The organism is Muricauda sp. MAR_2010_75 (assembly GCF_000745185.1).
Lineage (GTDB): Bacteria > Bacteroidota > Bacteroidia > Flavobacteriales > Flavobacteriaceae > Flagellimonas.
Genome location: NZ_JQNJ01000001.1, coordinates 1,868,808 through 1,889,405 on the forward strand (window position 1 = coordinate 1,868,808; position 20,598 = coordinate 1,889,405).

General features: G+C 43.6%; 13 protein-coding genes. 4 read left to right on the forward strand and 9 right to left on the reverse strand.

Features of this window, described 5'->3' with window-relative positions; all coding sequences use genetic code 11:
* Positions 1 to 6 precede the first annotated feature (6 nt).
* From FG28_RS08335 to FG28_RS08355, 5 genes are all read right to left on the reverse strand, one after another.
* A complete protein-coding gene (locus tag FG28_RS08335; RefSeq protein WP_036381832.1) occupies positions 7 to 909 on the reverse strand; it encodes a histone deacetylase in 903 nt (300 codons plus the stop codon).
* Positions 902 to 3,034, reverse strand: a complete 2,133-nt coding sequence (locus FG28_RS08340; protein WP_036381835.1) for a Tex family protein — start codon at positions 3,032 to 3,034, stop codon at positions 902 to 904. Before FG28_RS08340 ends, FG28_RS08335 begins: the two co-directional genes overlap by 8 nt.
* A 111-nt stretch (positions 3,035 to 3,145) precedes the next feature.
* A complete protein-coding gene (gene metG, locus FG28_RS08345) occupies positions 3,146 to 5,242 on the reverse strand; it encodes a methionine--tRNA ligase (protein ID WP_036381839.1) in 2,097 nt (698 codons plus the stop codon).
* A gap of 161 nt (positions 5,243 to 5,403) precedes the next feature.
* Positions 5,404 to 7,128, reverse strand: a complete 1,725-nt coding sequence (locus FG28_RS08350; RefSeq protein ID WP_036381842.1) for a DUF1501 domain-containing protein — start codon at positions 7,126 to 7,128, stop codon at positions 5,404 to 5,406.
* A gap of 10 nt (positions 7,129 to 7,138) precedes the next feature.
* Positions 7,139 to 8,650 (reverse strand): DUF1800 family protein, encoded by a 1,512-nt coding sequence (locus tag FG28_RS08355; RefSeq protein ID WP_036381844.1) that lies wholly within the window; start codon positions 8,648 to 8,650, stop codon positions 7,139 to 7,141.
* Positions 8,651 to 8,820: 170 nt separating this feature from the next.
* On the opposite strand from FG28_RS08355, the gene FG28_RS08360 reads away from it, so the two are divergent.
* The 3 genes from FG28_RS08360 (at position 8,821) to FG28_RS08370 (ending at position 11,947) form a co-directional block, all read left to right on the forward strand.
* Positions 8,821 to 9,180 (forward strand): YraN family protein, encoded by a 360-nt coding sequence (locus FG28_RS08360; protein WP_036381847.1) that lies wholly within the window; start codon positions 8,821 to 8,823, stop codon positions 9,178 to 9,180.
* 57 nt (positions 9,181 to 9,237) lie between these two features.
* On the forward strand, positions 9,238 to 9,897 hold the full coding sequence (locus FG28_RS08365; protein WP_036381850.1) for an aspartate kinase: 660 nt from the start codon (positions 9,238 to 9,240) through the stop codon (positions 9,895 to 9,897).
* Between the two features lie 73 nt (positions 9,898 to 9,970).
* Entirely contained in the window at positions 9,971 to 11,947 is a 1,977-nt protein-coding gene (locus FG28_RS08370; protein ID WP_036381853.1) for a DUF3352 domain-containing protein, read from the forward strand.
* Here the strand turns inward: FG28_RS08370 and FG28_RS08375 are convergent.
* Complete coding sequence (locus FG28_RS08375; RefSeq protein ID WP_036381856.1) at positions 11,944 to 12,447, reverse strand: VOC family protein; 504 nt, start codon at positions 12,445 to 12,447, stop codon at positions 11,944 to 11,946. The genes FG28_RS08370 and FG28_RS08375 overlap by 4 nt on opposite strands.
* An 85-nt stretch (positions 12,448 to 12,532) precedes the next feature.
* Between FG28_RS08375 and FG28_RS08380 the strand changes: the two genes are divergently transcribed.
* Positions 12,533 to 13,690 (forward strand): serine hydrolase, encoded by a 1,158-nt coding sequence (locus FG28_RS08380; protein WP_036381859.1) that lies wholly within the window; start codon positions 12,533 to 12,535, stop codon positions 13,688 to 13,690.
* Positions 13,691 to 13,862: 172 nt separating this feature from the next.
* Here the strand turns inward: FG28_RS08380 and mfd are convergent, their stop codons facing one another.
* The 3 genes from mfd to FG28_RS08395 all read right to left on the reverse strand — a co-directional run bounded on the left by mfd (position 13,863) and on the right by FG28_RS08395 (position 20,546).
* Entirely contained in the window at positions 13,863 to 17,237 is a 3,375-nt protein-coding gene (gene mfd / locus FG28_RS08385) for a transcription-repair coupling factor (RefSeq protein ID WP_036381861.1), read from the reverse strand.
* Positions 17,238 to 17,445: 208 nt separating this feature from the next.
* Positions 17,446 to 18,078, reverse strand: a complete 633-nt coding sequence (gene pdeM / locus FG28_RS08390) for a ligase-associated DNA damage response endonuclease PdeM (protein ID WP_036381863.1) — start codon at positions 18,076 to 18,078, stop codon at positions 17,446 to 17,448.
* Entirely contained in the window at positions 18,075 to 20,546 is a 2,472-nt protein-coding gene (locus FG28_RS08395; protein WP_036381866.1) for a ligase-associated DNA damage response DEXH box helicase, read from the reverse strand. The genes pdeM and FG28_RS08395 overlap by 4 nt, the downstream gene beginning before the upstream one ends.
* Positions 20,547 to 20,598 lie beyond the last annotated feature (52 nt).

Sequence of the window (20,598 nt, forward strand, 5' to 3'; positions counted from 1 at the left end):
ATAAAATTACGCATAAATATCCTGTGCCAATCGAAAAGTATTGGCATGCGCTTCTACGATAATCTTTATATCTGGTGAATATCCACCGCCCATGCTACATTGCATTGGAATTTGGACATCGAAACATGTTTGTAAAACAAAACGGTCACGTTCCTTGCATCCTTCCAAAGTTAGGGCCAAGGTGCCCAGTTTGTCCGAAGCCAATACATCCACCCCACTCAGATAAAAGATGAAATCTGGTTCCACCTTTTCCAATAATTCCGGAAGGGTCTTTTTAAGGATGGAAAGATATTCCTGATCTGTGGTGCCTTTGTCCAAAGCAACATCCAAGTCCGAAGTTTCCTTTTTAAACGGATAATTACCCTTGCCGTGCATGGAAAATGTAAAAACAGAATGGTCGGTCTTAAAGATTTCCGCGGTACCATTGCCTTGGTGCACATCCAAATCAATTATTAAAATGGTGTTTGCCAAACCTTTACCTTGAAGGTAACGGGCGCCGATGGCTTGGTCATTCAACATACAAAACGCCTCGCCACGATTGGAATAGGCATGATGCGTACCCCCGGCAATGTTCATGGCAATGCCGTGCTCCAAAGCAAACTCGCACCCCTTGATGGTTCCATCAGCAATGATGCGCTCCCGTTGCACCAATTCCTTGCTTAAGGGAAACCCAATTTTTCGGGCTGCACTTGGCGTGAGTTCAAGATTCACCAGGTTATGATAGTAATTGGCATCATGGGCCTCCAAAATATGGGAATCATCAGGAAAGTCTGGTTGGAAAAAATTCGCTGCAGCACAGGTGCCCTCATGAAGCAATTGCTGGGGCAGCAAATCATACTTCATCATGGGGAATCGGTGCCCATTGGGTAAATGATGTTTGTAAATGGAATGGTAGGCTATTTTAAGCATCTTGTTTATGCAATGCTAACTGAATTCGTTTTCGAGGTACATCAACATCAAGAACCTTGACCACTACCTGCTGGTGAAGGCTTACATGTTCGTTGACATCTTTTACAAAGGTATCCGATAGGTTGGAAATGTGGATAAGGCCACTTTCCTTGATTCCAATATCCACAAAACACCCAAAATTGGTAATGTTGTTGACAATGCCCGGCAATAATTGCCCTTGATGCAAGTCCGTTATTTCCTTTATATTTTGATTGAACGTAAACACCTTTGCTTTTTCCCTACGGTCTAATCCCGGCTTTTCCAATTCACCTAAAATGTCTTTCAAAGTTGGAAGGCCGATGGTTTCCGTGCAATAGGATTTTAGGTCAATCCGTTGCAATACTGATTTGTTGCCCACAATTTCTTTTAAAGGCACACCTTGGTCTTTCACCATCTTTTTTACGATATCATAACTCTCTGGATGGACAGCAGAGTCATCCAAGGGATTCTCACCGTCTTTGATACGCAAAAATCCTGCACTTTGTTCAAAAGCCTTTCCCCCGAGTCGAGGGACCTTTTTAATCTGCTCCCTGCTTACAAAAGCTCCATTTTCGTTTCGAAAAGCAACGATATTCTCGGCCAATTTTGGTCCAATTCCCGATACGTAACTCAAAAGGGGAACACTTGCCGTATTGATGTTCACTCCAACGGAGTTTACACAACTTTCCACCACCGTGTCCAGTGATGATTTTAATTGGGTCTGGTCCACATCATGCTGGTATTGCCCCACACCAATGGATTTGGCATCAATTTTCACCAGTTCGGCCAAAGGGTCCGCCAATCGCCTACCAATCGAAACCGCACCACGAACCGTAACATCATAGTTGGGAAATTCTTCACGCGCAATCTTGGAAGCGGAATAAATGGAAGCGCCAGCTTCACTGACCACAAAGACCTCAATGGGATTTTTAAACGAAATGCGTTTTACCAATTGCTCCGTTTCACGAGAAGCCGTTCCGTTACCAATGGCGATTGCCTCAATTTTATAGGCGTCGACCAAGGAGCTGATTTTCTTAATGGCTCCTGAGCTATCACGCTGTGGTGGATGGGGATATATGGTCTCGTTGTGTTTCAAATCGCCCTGCTCGTCCAAGCAGACTAGTTTACAGCCCGTTCTAAAGCCGGGGTCAATGGCCAAAATACGTTTTTCGCCCAGGGGTGCACCAAGGAGCAATTGTTTTAAGTTTTTGGAAAACACCTGAATGGCAGCTGCATCCGCTTTTTCTTTGGCTGTTTTTAAAAGTTCATTGGATAGGGAGGGAAACAAAAGTCGCTTGTAGGCATCCGCAATGGCCATTTCAATTTGTTCGGCACAAGCGTTGTTGGATTTGACAACCCGTTTTTCAATTGCGTCCAACGCCCTCTCATCATCAATTTCAATTTTAACCCGGATAAACCCCTCTTTTTCGGCACGCATAATGGCCAAAAATCGATGCGAAGGACAACGGTTCAATGGTTCACTCCAATCAAAATAATCCCGAAATTTTTGAGCTTTTTCATCCTCCTTCTTGGTCTTTACGACTTTGGTGGTGATTAGGGCATGTCGTTCCAACTGATTACGAAGCTGATTCCGAATATCTGTACGTTCATTGATCCATTCCGCAATAATATGACGGGCCCCTTCCAATGCATCATCTTCATTAACCACATCTTTGGTGAGGTATTTTGAGGCAATGAACTCGATTTCATCGCTTCGTTGCGACATGATGGTTTTGGCCAGCGGCTCCAGACCATTTTTTCGTGCAGTTTCCGCTTTGGTCTTTTTACTTTTTTTGAAGGGAAGGTATAGGTCTTCCAAAGTGGTGAGGTCGGTACAGTTTTGAAACTTTGCCTGCAACTCGGGTGTGAGGGCTCCCTGCTCCTCGACTGCCTTGATAATGGCCGCCTTTCTCTTTTCCAGAGCTTCAAACTGCTCTTTCAACTTTACTATTTCACCAATTTGAACCTCGTCCAGATTGCCAGTACGTTCTTTTCTGTAACGCGCAATGAAGGGAACGGTACAATCTTCATTTAACAAGGCTACGGTATTTTCAACACTTTTTTCGGAAAGTTGAGTATGGCTTACAATGTAGGGGACAAGTTGCATTTTGTTTGTTTAGTAGTTGTCACTTCGAGCGCAGTCGAGAAGTCTTACAATCCAAATTTTTTTAAAGTGGGTCTGGACTGCGCTCAACCTTACAGTTTCTTTGGATATCAATTAACTTATAACTTCCCCATTCCCAACACCATCCTCATCTGGATTCAGGAACACTATTTTTCCGTCTTTGTTTTCCGTCATTAAGATCATGCCCTCACTTTCCACACCGCGTAGCTTTCTTGGGGCCAAATTGACCAAAACGGTCACTTTTTTGCCCACAATTTCTTCGGGTTCAAAGCTTTTGGCAATCCCTGAAACAATGGTTCGGGTATCCAGACCAGTATCCACTTTCAAAACCAGGAGCTTATCGGCCTTCGGCATTTTTTCAGCTTCAACAATGGTGCCCACTCGCATGTCGAGTTTGCTGAAATCATCGTAGGTAATGGTTTCTTTTTGTGGTGTAATCTCTTTTTCCATTGAATCAGTGTTGTTTGTTGCAGAAGCATTGGTTTTTTTGGTGGCTTCCAGTTTGTCCAATTGCTGTTGAATCTCGGTATCTTCAATTTTTCGGAAAAGGAGTTCACTTTTGTTGATTAAATGACCGGCAGGTAAAAGTTCATTAGAGGTTGACACATCATTCCAATGAGATGCTGAATCAAGTTCAGCATGACGCAGTATTTTTTTAAGCTTTGCTGAAGTGAACGGTAAAAAGGGCTCACTGAGAATGGCAAGACCCGTAGCAATCTGAAGCGCTACGTACATAATGGTCTTTACCCGTTCCTCATCGGTTTTGATAAGTTTCCAAGGCTCGGCATCAGCTAGATATTTATTCCCCAATCGCGCTAAATTCATCAATTCCTGACTTCCTTCTCGGAAACGATAGCGCTCCAATGAGTTTGACAGGATTTCAGGGTAGCCTTTTAAGGCTTCCAGTGTTTCTTTATCAACTGCCTCCAATGCATTGGGACTTGGCACGATTCCATCATAATATTTATGGGTCAAGACAGTCACACGGTTTACAAAGTTGCCAAAGATGGCCACAAGTTCGTTGTTGTTCCGCGATTGAAAATCCTTCCAAGTAAAATCGTTGTCTTTGGTCTCTGGCGCATTGGCCGTGAGCGCATAGCGGAGCACATCTTGCATATCCGGGAATTCCTTCAAATATTCATGCAACCAAACTGCCCAGTTTTTGGAGGTGGAAAGTTTGTTGCCTTCCAAGTTCAAAAACTCGTTGGCCGGAACGTTTTCAGGCAAAACAAAATCGCCATGCGCCTTAAGCATACTTGGGAAGATGATGCAATGGAAAACAATGTTGTCTTTGCCAATAAAGTGGACCAGTTTGGTGTTTTTGTCCATCCAATATGGTTTCCAATCCTTTCCTTCCCGCTCTGCCCATTCTTTGGTGGACGAAATATAGCCAATAGGGGCATCAAACCACACGTAGAGAACTTTTCCTTCACCACCTTCCACGGGTACGGGAATCCCCCAATCCAAATCGCGTGTAACCGCGCGGGGTTTTAGGCCTTCATCTATCCAAGATTTGCATTGTCCATAAACATTGGGTTTCCAATCGGATTTGTGACTTTCCAGAATCCATTTCCGTAAAAAGTCTTCGTAACGGTCCAACGGCAAAAACCAATGTTTGGTCTTTTTAAGGACGGGAACGCCTCCGGTTATGGTGGATTTTGGGTTGATGAGATCCGTTGCATTCAAGGAAGACCCACAATTTTCACACTGATCGCCATAGGCTTCCCCATGACCACACTTGGGGCAGGTCCCCACTACAAATCTGTCGGCTAGGAACTGCTGTGCCTCTTCGTCATACAATTGTTCGGTTTCTTCTTCAATAAAATCGCCTTGATCGTAAAGCTTTTTAAAAAAATCTGAAGCCGTTTCATGGTGCACCTTTGCTGAAGTCCTGGAATAGTTGTCAAAAGAGATTCCAAAGTCTGCAAACGACTTTTTTATGATGTTGTGGTACTTATCAATAATTTCTTTTGGTGTGACCCCTTCTTTTTTGGCCTTCATGGAGATGGCAACCCCATGCTCATCGCTTCCGCAGACAAATGCCACATCGTGCCCCTTTAACCGCAAATAACGAACATAAATGTCCGCAGGAACATAAACACCAGCCAAATGGCCTATGTGGATTGGTCCGTTGGTATAGGGCAGTGCAGAAGTAATGGTATATCTTGAAGGAGCTGTTGGCTGAGACATGTACAAATTTGAATTAAGCCTCAAAAATACTCATTTTACAAGAAGCTTAAAACTGGATTTGATTTAAAAAGAAAACCTCCAAATTGTGCCTCCCTAAATTGGGGTGAGGTGACGCACTATCAGAGGTTTCCCGAAATGGATGATATAGATGTTCCGCTTGTTTACATGATCATTACGGATTTGCTCATGCGTTGGTCCGCTACCGATATTCGATAGATGTATTTTCCGGTGGACAAGCTGTCCCGCACACGTTCCCTAATATTGATTTCGGTGACGCCTTCCAATAGCATTTCATTAAAAACGGTACCTACTTTTTGTCCCAAAATGTTGAAGAGTTCAATATCAACATGGGCGGCAAATGGCATATCCAAATGGATGTGGGGCATCCGTGGCGATGTAGGTGGATAATAGGGTGTGTGTTCGATGTTATTCACCAATTCTGGATCTGGTGTCATACCATCTTCACTAGGCGGCGTTTCCGGAAATGTTGGTGGATCGTTATCCATGGCAATGTCATCAAACTCTTCACCGCTACAGTTGAAACCAAGGTCTATGGCCCTGTATTGGTATCCCAATAAATGTTGCTCAACTGCGGTTCGCGGTACACATAGCCATTCAGCCAATACGGTTCCGTAGAGGTCCCTAAAATCCATAGTGTACTCCAAATTTCCTCGACTGTTGGGATTGTCCAAGGATGGGTGGTCTCCCACAAAGGCGCTTCCACTAAGACCTGATCCAAAGAATAGGGTAGGAGCCGCTTTTCCGTGATCGGTACCGTTGGAACCATTTTCAAAAATTCTACGGCCAAACTCAGAAAAAGTCATACTCAACACCTTATCATCTTGTTCAGTACAGGCCAAATCATCATAGAAATTGTTGATGGCTATGGATAGGTTGGACATTAATTGCTCGTGAACAATAGGCTGGTTGCCGTGAGTGTCAAACCCACCCATGGAAATCATATAGACTTTAGTGCCAAGACCTCCTTTAATCAATTTAGCCAAAAGCGACAATTGTCTTGCGAAACCATTATCCTGATATTCGACACACCTCAAGGCATCGCCTCGCTCATAGGCTTCGTGTATTTTTCCGGCATACTCGTAAGTGGTATTGGCCACACCCCTCAAGAAGCGCAATTGATCGCCATACATACAATCATCAAACGGTGCTGTTTCAATGTCGTAAAACAACCCTGTTTCTGCAATTTGCTCCAATTGATCCACGTTATTGGTCACAAAGGCATAATTGGTCTCTTCTCCTTGGAAAACCAAATTGGACAAGTTTCCAATTTGAATGGCAGCCGGAGCTTCGGGTGGATTGATCAAATAATCGGGGTAGATGTTTTCAAAATGCCTACCCATCCAACCTGTGGGCTCACCGGTGAAGCCTGTGGTATTCAAATCGGTATTGGCAAATATATCGGACCCGGTAAAATGGGACAGACTTTGGTTTTCATACCCTACGCCGTGTACGGCCTTGAATTGACCTTCTCCCCAAAGGGATTCCAGGGAGCTCATGTAGGTAGGGACACCAAAATCATCGGTAAGTTTTAGGACTTTACTTTCAGGAATGTAAATGTTTGGCCTTGCATTGGCATAAGTATCATATTGTTGTATAGGGATAACTGTACTTAATCCATCATTTCCTCCCGACAAGCGGATTAGAATCAAAATATTGTCAGTTTCGGCAGCGGCAATAGCAGCTGTTAAGGGTGATGGGGCAGAAGCCGAAATAAAGTTGCTTCCCAAGAACATGGATCCAGAACCGGCAATACCCAAAGCTTGGATAAAGGACCGTCTGCTCCAGTTTTTGTGTTCCAAATCGTGGCCTTCGTGTTCTAGGCCTTTGTATGGTGATTTATGGTGGTTGTGGTGATTATCGCACATGATGATGGGGTTATTTAAGTTGAAATTCAGGTTCTCTGGACAAATGACGCAAAAGCACATACACTTGGGTAGGTGCTTCCATGCTCACTGCCAGCATCCATAGGCTTAATCCGCCCGGGATATAATCCGGGGAGTAATAATTCTCCGGCACATCATCAATTTTGAAGGCGTCCATGGCCTTTTCAAAATCAGCGTCCGTCAACAGGCCTTTTGGTGTAAACTTGTTCACCAAAGCCCTAACCACGATTTCTGGGTTGCTGGTATTGCTGTCCGCAGCACCAACGGCATCCATGGCCAATGTCCTGAACTGTTCTGGGTCAGCTTGAAAAAAGCGCTCCAAGAACACTTCGGAAGTCAACCATCGCCCAATAATGAAATTGGAATTGATCCACTGGCGATCACGTTGCCAACCGGCAACATCATAGGGGTCAAAAAGCTCCTGACCAATAAGCCCAGCAGAATCTATCAAATTTATAATGGTATTATCATCGTAACTGAATCCCGTTTCTTTGACCAAATGAAAATACAGGTCAAAAGGACTTTTTATGATTACACCAATGGCGGTATCATCAAAAAAGTGTTGGCTCTTCAATAATTGACGTATGACCGGGGCGATTTCAAAATTATTGGCAATAAAGGTTTGTGCCATTCCCGCAATGATGTCTTGGGCATTGCCACCTTCTTCACCCGATGAGTCTGGGTGTACGTAATATTCGTATAGTTTCATGCAGATGAAACCAGCGATCTCATTGGCTCTTTCGTTAAAGAGAATATCAATTACATCGTCATAGTTCCAATTGCCTGTTTGCCCTAAAATGGTTTTGCTCCCTGTATTAAAATCTTCTGGGTTAAAGGTCACTTGGGTACAACCTTCCTCGCCTCGCTCAGTATATCCAGATATAGCCTTTGCGGTTTCTATAATATCATTCTCTGTATACCCATTACCTTCTCCCAAAGTGAAGAGCTCATAAAGTTCACGCGCGTAGTTTTCGTTAGGGTTGTCTCCCCGGTTACGGACTCCATCCAGATAATAGAGCATGGCACTGGTAAGTCCAATTTCATGGACAAAAGTCTTGAAATTTCCAAGGGCATTACGCTGCAGACAGTTTATGTAGTAATACAAGAACGAGTTACAGTTGTAGACATCCAACTCGGTCACAAAATGGTTGCTCCAAAAGAAACTCAAACGATCTCGGACACTGTTGTCCATGAGAGCGTTCCCATAGGCTGTTGTGAATTCCTCCAATTGGGCACGTCTTATTTCCCGGGCCAAATCGTCATCGGCGGGATAATTGGAATCGTTCCAATCTGCCCAAGCTGGCGGGGGAATAACTGGAGCCGCAAGGGCTTGGTCTATTAAATTATCTACTAAAGTTCCTGCTGTTTGTCCAACGGCAGCGTTAATTGTCTGTACTGAGGCACTGAAACCAAGCCTCCGGTACAAGTGGGCGGCACGCAACTCATCCAAAGGAATTGTATACGGCGCCAACGTTGAGGAATTACAATTGATGAAGTATTCCATAGCAATGTCTGGCGTTAATTTAGGTACATAGTTTTGGGGCAACTATATGTTTAGCTAACGTTGGGCGTGGTTCAATTCAGCCAACAAATTACAATCTAAACGCTTTAATCACTGTGAACTACCAATTTTTTCGATGAACTGCATGGTTTTTTTAATATTTTTCCAAATCTATGGGAGAACATAATGAATTTGGAAAGCAAGGTGAAGCACTGGCCGTAGCGTTTTTGTTGAATAGTGGTTATGAGATTTGTGCTCAAAATTATCGCTATCAAAAGGCTGAAATTGATATCATAGCTAGGCAAGGAAATGTATTGGCCATTGTTGAGGTAAAGTCACGAAAAATGGGGTTTTTAGAGGATATTTCCACTACAATCAACTCCAAAAAAAAGAAACTTTTAGTCATGGCCGCCGACCACTATGTCCAAGAAATGGATTTGGACGTTGAGGTGCGTTTTGATGTAATCACCGTTGTCCAAAAAGGAGCAAGTTTTGAAATTGACCACTTGGAAGATGCTTTTTATTTTTTCTAACCATTTGTTTGTTTTGTAACAATATGTTATTTTTGTACCAAATCAAACCAAACAAGAATGAAAACAATTTCTGCAGTAGTTGAGCATTACATTAAAAAGAAGCCCTTTTTACAAACGGCTCTTGCCCAAGGCATTATAAACCTCACCTCGCTTTCCCGACAAATAAAGCCCGAAATTGCTGAAGCACTGGGCAAAGATGTAAAGGATGGGGCCATTGTCATGGCACTCAAACGCCTCTCAGATGATTTGGAGTTTAGGGCTACACACAGAATTGTAAAGGTGCTCAAGAATATTGGTGAGATTACGGTACGATCCAACTTAACGGATTATACCTTTTTGGCTTCGGATACCATTTTGCAGCAACAGGCCCGATTGCTGGAAGAAGTCAATGAAAATCAGGATGTTTTTTATACGTCTTCCAGAGGGGTGAACGAAATCAATATTGTGATCAGCAATATTATGGATGGTGTGGTTGAAAAATACTTTAAACACGAACGTTGCACGCAAAAAGCAGAAGGATTGTCTTCCATAACGGTGAAACTTCCGGCAGAAAACGTATCCGTTCCCGGTATTTACTACTTCATTTTCCAACGCTTGGCCTGGGAGGGCATTGTGTTATATGAAGTAATTTCTACCACCAATGAGTTTACCATTTTGGTGAACGAGGAACAAGTGGATGTTGCCTTTAAGACCATTAAAGACCTTAAATTGTTGTAGTACGTCCTTCTTTTGCAGTGTCTTAAACTAAAATGACAATAAAGCCGTTTTAGAAAAAGACACTTTTGGAAGAATGACCAAAAAAAGAATCTTTTTCGGATTGTTGGCCCTTTTGGTGCTCTACCTGTGCTATTTGGCCTACATTTTTATCCTTTCTCCAAAGACCAATCTGCAATCCATTTACCTTATTCCGAAGGATGCTGTTTTTGTCGTGGAATCGGAACAACCAGTGGAAAGCTGGAAGAAAATCAGCGAAAGTGAGGCGTGGCACCACCTTCAAAAGAACGACTACTTTGCAGAGCTGACCGAGAATATCCAAAAGGTGGATACCGTCTTCCAAAACAACCACAATCTGTTTGAGTTTTTTGATGGACGGTCCCTTTTTATCTCCATTCACATGATATCACCCAAGGATTATGGTATTTTTTATGTGTTGGATTTAAAGCGCATCGCCAAATTGCAGCTCCTCAAAAGTTATCTCAACACGCTGCTTAATGAAGATTATGTGTTGAGCAAACGCAATTACCACGACCATGAGATTTTGGAGGTGCATGATCGTAAAAGCAAGGAAACCATGCATCTGTCTTTTATCAAAAATCAGCTCGTGGCGTCCTACACCCATACCTTGGTAGAAGCTTCCATTGATCAGTACCAAGAACCGGTCATTGGACGTAACCTTAATTTTATTGAAATCAACCAAAAGGTGGGGCACGAGGATTTGTTCCGAATGTACGTGCAGTACAATTATATTGATGACTACATCAAACGGTTTACAGACCGGCCGTCGGATTGGGTAAAGCGGGCCAGTGAAAATTTTCTGTTCTCCGGGTTTTATTTTGATTTGGACAAAAACAGCACTTTGGTCGCCAATGGGTTTACCAATATCAGTTCCGTAAACGAAAATTATTTGGAAGCGCTTCAAAAGTCGGGAACCGCGGAGCGAACCGTTCCCTTAATTGCGCCCAAACGTACCGCACTTTATGTAAGTTATGGGTTTGATAGTTTTGCCGAGTTCTACAAGAATTTTGAAATGGTTCAACAGAACGACCCCAAACAATTTGAAAACTATCAAGCAGGGATTGAGAAGGTGGAAAAGTTTTTGAAAGTTGATGTAAAGGAAAACTTTGTCAGTTGGATTGGCGATGAGGTGGCCCTATTGCAGATTCAGTCCCATATCTCCAAAGGAAAGAATGATATGGCATTGGTCTTAAAGGCCAACGATGTTGAAAAGGCAAAAGAAAATTTGGATTTTGTGTTGGACCAAATCCGAAAGAAGACCCCAGTTAAGTTCAAAGCGGTCAACTATAAGGACCATGAGATCAATTTTCTATCCATAAAGGGCTTTTTTAAAATTTTATTGGGAAACAGATTTGAGGAATTTGACAAACCCTACTTTACCCTAATTAAAGATTATGTCATTTTTAGTGACAACCCCAACACGTTAAAGAGTATAATTGATGATGTAGTGGCGGGCGAAACCCTGTCCACTTCCGAGGAATTTAGAAAGTTCAATGACCGTTTTGAATCAGAGTCAGCCGTATTCGTTTACAGTAATATTCCCGTGCTCTACAATAATATGTATGCCTTGGCCGATGCAAGTACGAAACAAAAAATGCGTAAGAACAAAGATTTTATCATCTGCTTTCCCCAAGTTGGATTTCAACTTACCCCTGAGGATAATTTGTTTGAAAGTCGCTTGGTGCTCAACTATCAAGAAGTGGAGGAGGTAAAGAAAAATGCACAGTTTGAGGACAAGGTTCAAATCCCAAATCCTAACACCCAATATTCCACAGAGATCACGGATGCTGTTTTTGACCTCAGACCCATTTATCCCACTGACCTCAATGCAAAATCCTTCAGCAGAAATTACGCCAATGGTTCCTTGCGATTTGAAGTGGACCTGAAAGATGGGTTAAAACACGGTCGCTATACCGAATACTATGCTGATGGTACCGAAAAAATTACCGGCCGTTTCCGAAATGATGAACAAGTCGGCACTTGGCGGTACTATGATGCCGAAGGCAAAATGGTCTTGAGAAAACGATTCTAATCCTTTTTCAATTCCGCCAAGAGGTCATTCAAATCCAAGGATTTAGTGAACATGTCCAAAGAGCCATCTTCTTTTTTGGGCCATTCTTCCTGGGGTCGGTCCCAATAGAGCTCCACCCCATTTTCATCAGGGTCATTAAGATACAATGCTTCGGAAACACCATGGTCGGCCACGCCCGTCAAGGAATAGTTTGCTTCCAATAATCGGTTGAGGATTTCAGCCAAATCCTTCCGGGTAGGATACAAAATGGCCGTATGAAAAAGTCCGGCAGCTCGCTGCGGAGCTGGTGGTGCATCTTTGCTGTACCAAGTGTTCAATCCAATATGGTGGTGGTATCCGCCTGCCGAAATAAAAGCCGCTTGGTCGCCATAAGTTTGGGTAACCTCAAATCCCAAAAGATTACAATAAAAGTCCAAGGCGCGTTGCAAATTGGAAACTTTGAGGTGCACATGGCCAATTCGGGTTTTGGCCGGAACTGAATATTTGGGTAGTTTATCCATAATTGAAAAGCTGAAATACAAAGGTAGCCATTGGGACGGTTTCAATAACAATTGTTACCTTCAGTCAATATAAAAGCATATTTCCATGAAGCAATTTTTACGACTTTCATCTCTTCTCTTGTTCGTTTTTGGTTGGAATTCTTTGGTGGCCCAGGAGGTGTATTTTCCAACTCGATATGAAACATGGAAAACGGCTGAAAAAAATCAGTTTAAATACAATGCATCACAACTGAACACAGCCATTGACTTTGCCAAAAACAATGAATATTCCGGTTCCAGAGATTTGCGACAAGCCATTTTGGAAGGATTCAAAAGAGAACCGTTTCATGAAATTTTGGGACCCACCAAAAAACGAGGCGGTCCTGCAGGAATGATCATTAAGGATGGATATTTGATAGCCTCATGGGGCGATACCAAGCGGGTTGATATGACTTTTAGCGTCACCAAAAGCTTTTTGTCCACCGTGGCAGCATTGGCCGAAGACCAAGGATTGATTCAAAATGTAAAGGATAAGGTAGGCGATTATGTTTGGGATGGCACGTTTGATGGCGCCCACAACTCCAAAATAACGTGGGAGCATTTGTTACAGCAAAACTCGGATTGGTCTGGGGAACTTTGGGGCGGTAAGGATTGGGCCGATCGCCCACCAAGTGAAGGAGGCCTGGATGATTGGAAATTCAGAACGCTTAACGAACCCGGTACCGTTATGGAGTACAACGATGTTAGGGTAAATGTATTGGCCTATGCTTTGACCCATGTTTGGCGAAAGCCTTTACCTATGGTCTTGAAAGAACAGATTATGGACAACATTGGCGCTACACCCACCTGGCGGTGGTATGGGTATGACCATGCTTGGACGGTGATAGATGGGTTAAAAATGAAATCCGTAACGGGAGGAGGACACTCGGGAGCAGGACTGTTTATCGCTACCGGGGATATGGCCCGTTTTGGTTTGTTGTTCCTCAACAATGGAAAATGGAAAGACCAACAATTGATAAGTGAGAGCTGGATCAAAAAAGCGACACAACCTTCGGTGCCCAATGTGAATTATGGGTATATGTGGTGGTTGAACCAAAAAGGCCCTCGCCATTGGGAGGACGTACCCGAGCATGTGTTTTATGCAGCCGGATTTGGCGGCAATTTTATTGTAGTGGACCAGAAAAGTGGATTGCTTATTGTGACCCGTTGGTTGGAACCTTCACAAATAGGAGCGTTTGTCAAGCAGGTGTATGAGGCATTTTGATTGGTATTCCGTGTTTGAGACGGAATCTCATTCTTTATGATGGGATGCTGAAACAAGTTCAGCATGACGTGTTGCTGTGGAATTCTTATCACCATGCTATGCAGAAATGACTTGTAGGGATATTGTCATTTCGAACCGAACGAAGTAAGTGTTAGAAATCCCTTCTTTTGATTTAGTTGGAAGGTACAGTTGCTTGGGAAAAAGGTTCCAAAACCTGCAACGCCCTTTCCACGCTGGTGACACGGTCAAACACTAATAGCAACCGAAGCCCGTTCCGGGTCTGTTTTTCCTTGAGTTTGGCCTGTTGGGGATGGCTTTGCACATATTGCAGCACTTGGGTAAAAGCAGGGCTTTGGTAGAAACCGGACTGCTGGTCGGCAATAAAGTACCCGATAAACTTGCCCTTTTTCAATACCACTTTTTCCAATCCAATATGGGTGGCAATCCATTTTATTCGCACAGAATTGAGCAAGTCTTCGGCCTCTTCAGGGAGTTCGCCAAAGCGATCCACTAATTCCGCTTCGTATTTTTGAAGCCCTTCCTCATCCTTCACTTCATTGAGTTGTGTATACAGATTGAGGCGTTCGGTTATGTTGTTGATATAGTCGTCTGGGAAGAGCAATTCAAAATCAGTGTCCAATTGAAGCTCTTTTACATAGGTTTTTTCCTTTCCGGATTCCACTTCATCATACAAATCTTTGAATTCATTCTCTTTGAGTTCTTCAATGGCCTCCGCCAATATTTTTTGATAGGTCTCAAACCCAATTTCGTTGATAAACCCACTCTGCTCGCCACCCAACAAATCGCCTGCACCACGGATTTCCAAATCCTTCATGGCTATGTTGAATCCACTTCCCAAATCCGTGAATTGCTCCAAAGCCTCAATACGTTTCCGGGCATCCGAGGTCATGACTTCGTAAGGCGGGGTTATGAAATAGCAGAAGGCCTTTTTATTACTTCGGCCCACACGGCCACGCATTTGGTGAAGGTCGCTCAACCCAAAATTATTGGCATTATGGATAAAAATGGTGTTGGCGTTGGTCACATCCAAACCACTTTCTACAATGGTGGTGGAGACCAACACATCAAACTCCCCATTCATAAAGGCGAGCATGAGCTGTTCCAATTTTTTGCCCTCCATCTGCCCATGGCCAATACCAATTTTGGCATCGGGCACCAGGCGTTGGATCATCCCGGCTACTTCCTTGATGTTCTCAATGCGATTATGAATAAAGAACACTTGTCCGCCACGTTGAATTTCATAGGAAATGGCATCCCGGATAATCTCTTCATTGAATCCGATGACCTGACTCTCGATAGGGTAGCGGTTGGGTGGTGGGGTGTTGATGACGGATAAGTCACGCGCCGCCATCAAACTAAATTGAAGCGTACGGGGGATGGGTGTGGCGGTCAAGGTAAGCACATCCACATTTTCCTTGATGGAACGCAGTTTTTCCTTTACCGAAACTCCAAATTTTTGCTCTTCATCCACAATAAGCAGTCCCAAATCCTTGAACTTCACATTTTTGTTCACCAATTGGTGCGTCCCAATGATGATATCGACTTTGCCACTTGCCAATCCCTCCAAAGTTTCTTTTTTTTCTTTTGTGGTCCTAAACCGATTGAGGTATTCCACGGTGACCGGCATGTCTTTCAGGCGCTCCTTGAAAGTTCGGTTATGCTGAAAGGCCAAAATGGTGGTGGGTACCAAAACAGCCACCTGTTTGCCATTGTCCACAGCCTTAAATGCCGCTCGGATGGCAACCTCGGTTTTTCCGAAGCCCACATCCCCACAAATAAGGCGGTCCATGGGGCGTTCGCTTTCCATGTCCTTTTTTACATCTTGGGTGGATTTTTCCTGATCTAGGGTGTCCTCATAAATGAAAGAAGCCTCCAACTCGTGCTGGAGATAACTATCTGGTGCATATTGAAACCCTTTTTCCAATCGTCTTTTGGCATACACCTGAATGAGATCAAAAGCAATTTTCTTAACCCGACTCTTGGTCTTTTGCTTCAACTTTTTCCAAGCGGCGGAACCCAGTTTATAGATTTTGGGTGGAGCACCATCCTTTCCGTTGTATTTAGAAATTTTGTGAAGAGAGTGGATGCTCACATATAAAATATCACGGTCGCCATAGATTAATTTTATGGCCTCTTGCTTTTTACCCTCCACATCAATTTTTTGCAACCCACCAAACTTCCCGATTCCATGATCAATGTGGGTCACATAGTCGCCTATTTCCAGTTTGTTGAGTTCCTTCAGGGTGATGGCCTGTTTTTTGGCGTAGCCATTTTTTAAATGGAATTTATGGTAGCGCTCAAAGATTTGGTGGTCGGTATAGCAAGCCAGTTTTAAGTCATGATCGATGAAGCCTTGGTAGAGCGGAAAAACCAAAGTTTGGTAATGTACGGTTTGGTCCACTTCATCAAAAATATCATGAAAACGCTTGGCCTGTTGCTCAGTGGAGCAGAAAATATAGTTGGTAAAACCTGCTTCGCGATTTTCGTTGAGGTTGTCAATGAGCAGATCAAATTTTTTGTTGAAAGAGGGTTGGGGTTTGGTATTGAATGTCACATTGAGCGCAGTCGAGATGTCATTTTTAGTACTATTGATTTCAACCAATGAAAAATCATCCAAGTGCAATTTCAGCAAAGCTGAATCCACAAAAAGTTCTTTGGGTTCGGCGTGTTTGATTTCCTTGCTGAGTTTGGTAAAGCTTTCTTCAGCTTTTGCAAAAAACGAATCAATCCGGTCATAAATCAAAGCGGGATTTTTGGCAAAGACTACGGTTTTAGGTGATATGTATTTGAGAAAATTTTCTCGAGATTCCTGCAAAAACTTGTTTTCCACATTTGGGATGATGGTGATTTTCTTCACCTTATCCGTGGAAAGCTGTGTTTCTACATCAAAGGTTCGGATACTATCCACTTCGTCCCCAAAAAATTCGATACGATAGGGTTCATCATGCGAAAAGGAAAACACGTCCACAATACCCCCGCGAACTGAAAACTCCCCGGGTTCCGTTACAAAATCCACGCGTTTGAATTGGTATTCAAAGAGGACTTCGTTCAAAAAATCAAGGGAAAGGGTGTCCTCCAATTTTATTTTGAGCGTGTTTTTGTCCAGCTCCTTACGGGTCACCACCTTTTCAAACAATGCATCGGGATAAGTAACGATAATCGCTGGTTTTTTTCGGGAATTGATGCGGTTCAGCACTTCGGCCCGTAACAACACATTGGCATTGTCGGTTTCCTCAATTTGATAGGGTCTTCGGTAGCTTCCCGGATAGAAAAGCACATCGTTTTCACCAATCAACTGTTCCAAATCATTGAGATGATAGGCAGCTTCCTCTTTGTCATTGAAAATCAATAAAAAAGGGGTGTCCGCCGAACCAAATGCTTCTGAAACCACAAAGGATAGGGAGGAACCCACCAATCCTTTAAGATTAATCTTGGCCTTGTTATTTTGGGATTGGGCAATAGTATCCTGCAGTTTCCTAAGAGGTGGAGACTGTGCAAAAAGATGGGAAATGGGGGTTTTGGTCAATCCAAAAACTTTGTGGCAAAGATAAAGTGAAATGCTTTTATGAAAAATGTTTTTTTAATTTTTAGCCGTCATGCTGAACTTGTTTCAGCATCTCGCTCAAATGGGTTTCCGTGTCTTGCTTCGACTTCGCTCAGCATCCGAACGGAATGAAATTTTTATCTTATTAGTGCAGGACCCTCAGCGGAGTCGAAGGGGCATTTTTGGAAATTTAAACTTTTACAACAATATCTTCTACGATGGCATAGACTTCATCATCTTTTGAAGGATTTAGGGTATGGGTGCCGGTAAATTCTCCAAAAGCGGGCAAAATCATCTGGCTTTTGCTTTTAAAAAAACAAGGAAGTCTAAGTTTCTGTCGCCCAAATCCATGCAGTTTTACAGCGGGGTGAATGTGTCCACAGAGGGTAAAAAGATTCTTGCGTTCCTCCGGATGGTGTGTCAATAGAAAATCATCGATGATGAGCTCTGGAAAAATTTCAATTTTGAGTTGTCCGTATTTTTCAGGGTCAATGATATCGTGGTTGCCCGATACCAAGATAATCTCGGCCGGTGTCTTGGCCACCCAATTTTCAAACAATTCCCATTCTTTATTTAAGGAAGAATGAAAGAGGTCACCCAAAAAACAGATTTGAAAGGGTTGAAAATCACCCACAATCCTATCGAGCAGCACATAATTTTTATGGATGGCCTTCCTTGGCACAGCTGCTCCGAACTTGCGAAAGTGAGACACTTTGCCCAGGTGCACATCGCTGATGAGCAGCATGGAACGTTCCTTCCAAAACAGTCCGCCCAAAGGGTGAAGCTGGAATTCTTGCTTTTTTATGTGGATGGCTTGGGTCATCTTCTGTTCAGTTTAGCCGTCATTCGTTTGATGCGGTCCGCCAGTTTTTCATTGGACAATTTTTCCCGCAGCCTATCGGTGATGATGGGAAATGAAAACGGAGTTGGGTGTTGGCATTGTTTCCAAACAATCTCTTGTTGGGTGATGCGTTCCAAGGCCAAACGCAAACGACCTTCTTCCAGTTGATGCTCAAAAGTCTCCGTAAAGGCTTGTTGGTAGAGAAGATTGTCGTCCTCAAAATCCTTGAACACATCAAACAAAAGCTCAGAACTGCTCTGCAGGTGTTTCATTTTCACCCCTTTTTCCGGGTAGCCCGTAAATACCATCCCACTGATTACGGCAATATCTCGGAACTTTCGTCGTGCCATTTCGTTGGAATTCAAACTTTTTTGAAGGTCCGAGAGCATAAACTCCGCAGTGAACAGATTGTTGTCCAAAATGGCTTGAATATCGATAGGTTTGTCCGACAGTAACTCAAAACCATAATCATTAAAAGCAAGTGAGCAGGTGATGGGAGTCAACAAACTAATGCGATAGGCCAATAAGCTGCTCATGCCCTCGTGGATGGCCCTCCCCTCAAAAGGATAAAAGATATGGTGGTGACCATCGTTGGTCTCAAACGTCTCAATCAAAAATTGATGGGGGAGTGGGACACTACTTTCTTCCCGTTGCTTTGCAAACATGGGAGCCAAAGATTGAATTTCCTTGGATTGCTTTGAAAAGGGTGTTTCGGCGGTATATAATTCTTGTCGAAGGAGTTCCGACATTTTTGCTGAAAAACTGAGTCGGCCACCCATCCAACTGGGCACTTTGTTGGTGCGTTTTGACGAATTCCGCACATGGGCAGCCATGCCCTTTATCCGAATGAATTCCAAGTTCCTCCCTGCAAAAGTGAAGACATCCCCGGGACTCAATTTGGAGATGAAATACTCCTCAATGGAACCGATGTACCCTCCTTTTTGGTAGCGAACATGAATGGTAGCATCGCCCACAATGGTCCCAATTTGAAACCGGTGACGCATGGCAACGGCCCTGCTGTTCACCTTAAACCTGCCATCTTCTTCCACCTCCACTTTTTTGTATTCGTCGTAGCTTTTCAAGCTTTGACTACCCATCACCAAAAAATTGAGAAGCCATTGCCATTGTTCATCACTTATGGCCTGATAGCAAAACGTCTGTTTAATTTCAGGATAGATTTCTTCGGGAAGAAACCCATCGGAGACCGCCAAAGTAGTCAGGTATTGAATCAGCACATCAAAACTATTGAGATAGGGAATACGGTCTTCCACAGCACTGTTCAAAACCGCCTTTTGCATAGCTGAGGCCTCAATGAGTTCCATGGCATGGGTGGGCAAAAAATAAATGACACTTTTCTTTCCGGGACGATGCCCACTTCGTCCCGCCCGTTGTAAAAATCGGGCAACGCCCTTGGGTCCACCAATCTGTACCACAGTCTCCACTGGGGCAAAGTCCACGCCTAAATCCAAGCTTGAAGTGCAGACCACGGCCTTCAAACTTTCATTTCTGATGGCCTGTTCCACCCAGAGTCGGGTTTCTTTATTGATGCTGCCGTGGTGCATGGCAATTTCCCCGGCAAATTCGGGATGTTTTTCCAAGATTTTTTGGAACCAGATTTCGCATTGACTTCGAGTATTGGTAAAAAGTAAAGTAGTCTTGCTATTGTTAATGATGGGAACCACTTCGTCCAACAAATGCAATCCCAAATGACCCCGCCAGGGGAAGGTTTCCATTTCCTTTGGAATGATACTTTTGACCGTAATTTTCTTGTTGAGGTTGGCCTTGACCAAGACCGAGTTTTCCAATTCCTTGGAGGAAGGCCCTAACAATACCTCTCGGGCCTGTTCCAAGTTGCCAATGGTGGCCGAGATGCCCCAAATCCGCAAGTCGGTGCAAACCGTTTTTAATCGGGATAGTCCCAGTTCCATCTGAACCCCACGTTTGGTTCCCAAAAGCTCGTGCCATTCGTCCACCACTATGGCGGAACAGTCCTTAAAAAGCTTGGCATACCCTTTTGAGGAAAGCAACAATTGTAAACTTTCAGGTGTAGTGATCAACAGGTCGGGCATGGTGGTTTTCTGCCGGGCCCGCTCTTTGGTCGAAGTATCTCCAGTACGAACGCCCACGGTCATCTGGGTCTCCAAATCTTGGGTAATCCGTTCGGCGGATTGTTTAATTTCTTGGGAAAGGGCTCGGAGTGGGGTTATCCAAATGGCTTTTAAGCCTTTTTTGTGTTTGGTTTTGTATTGGGGATGGTTTTGGATGTAGTTCAACACAATGGGAAACCAAAGTGCATAGGTTTTCCCACTTCCGGTAGGAGCGTTCAAAAGGCCATGTTTTCCATCCAAAAAGGCATTCCAGGTCTCTTTTTGAAACGGGAAGGGCTCCCAGCTTTGTTGATGGAACCAGTTTTCGGCAATTCGGAAAAGTTCAGGCTCTTTTAGAGACATTGTTAGGTGATGATACAACAAATTGAAAAGTACGAATTTCTTTTGGTGCTAT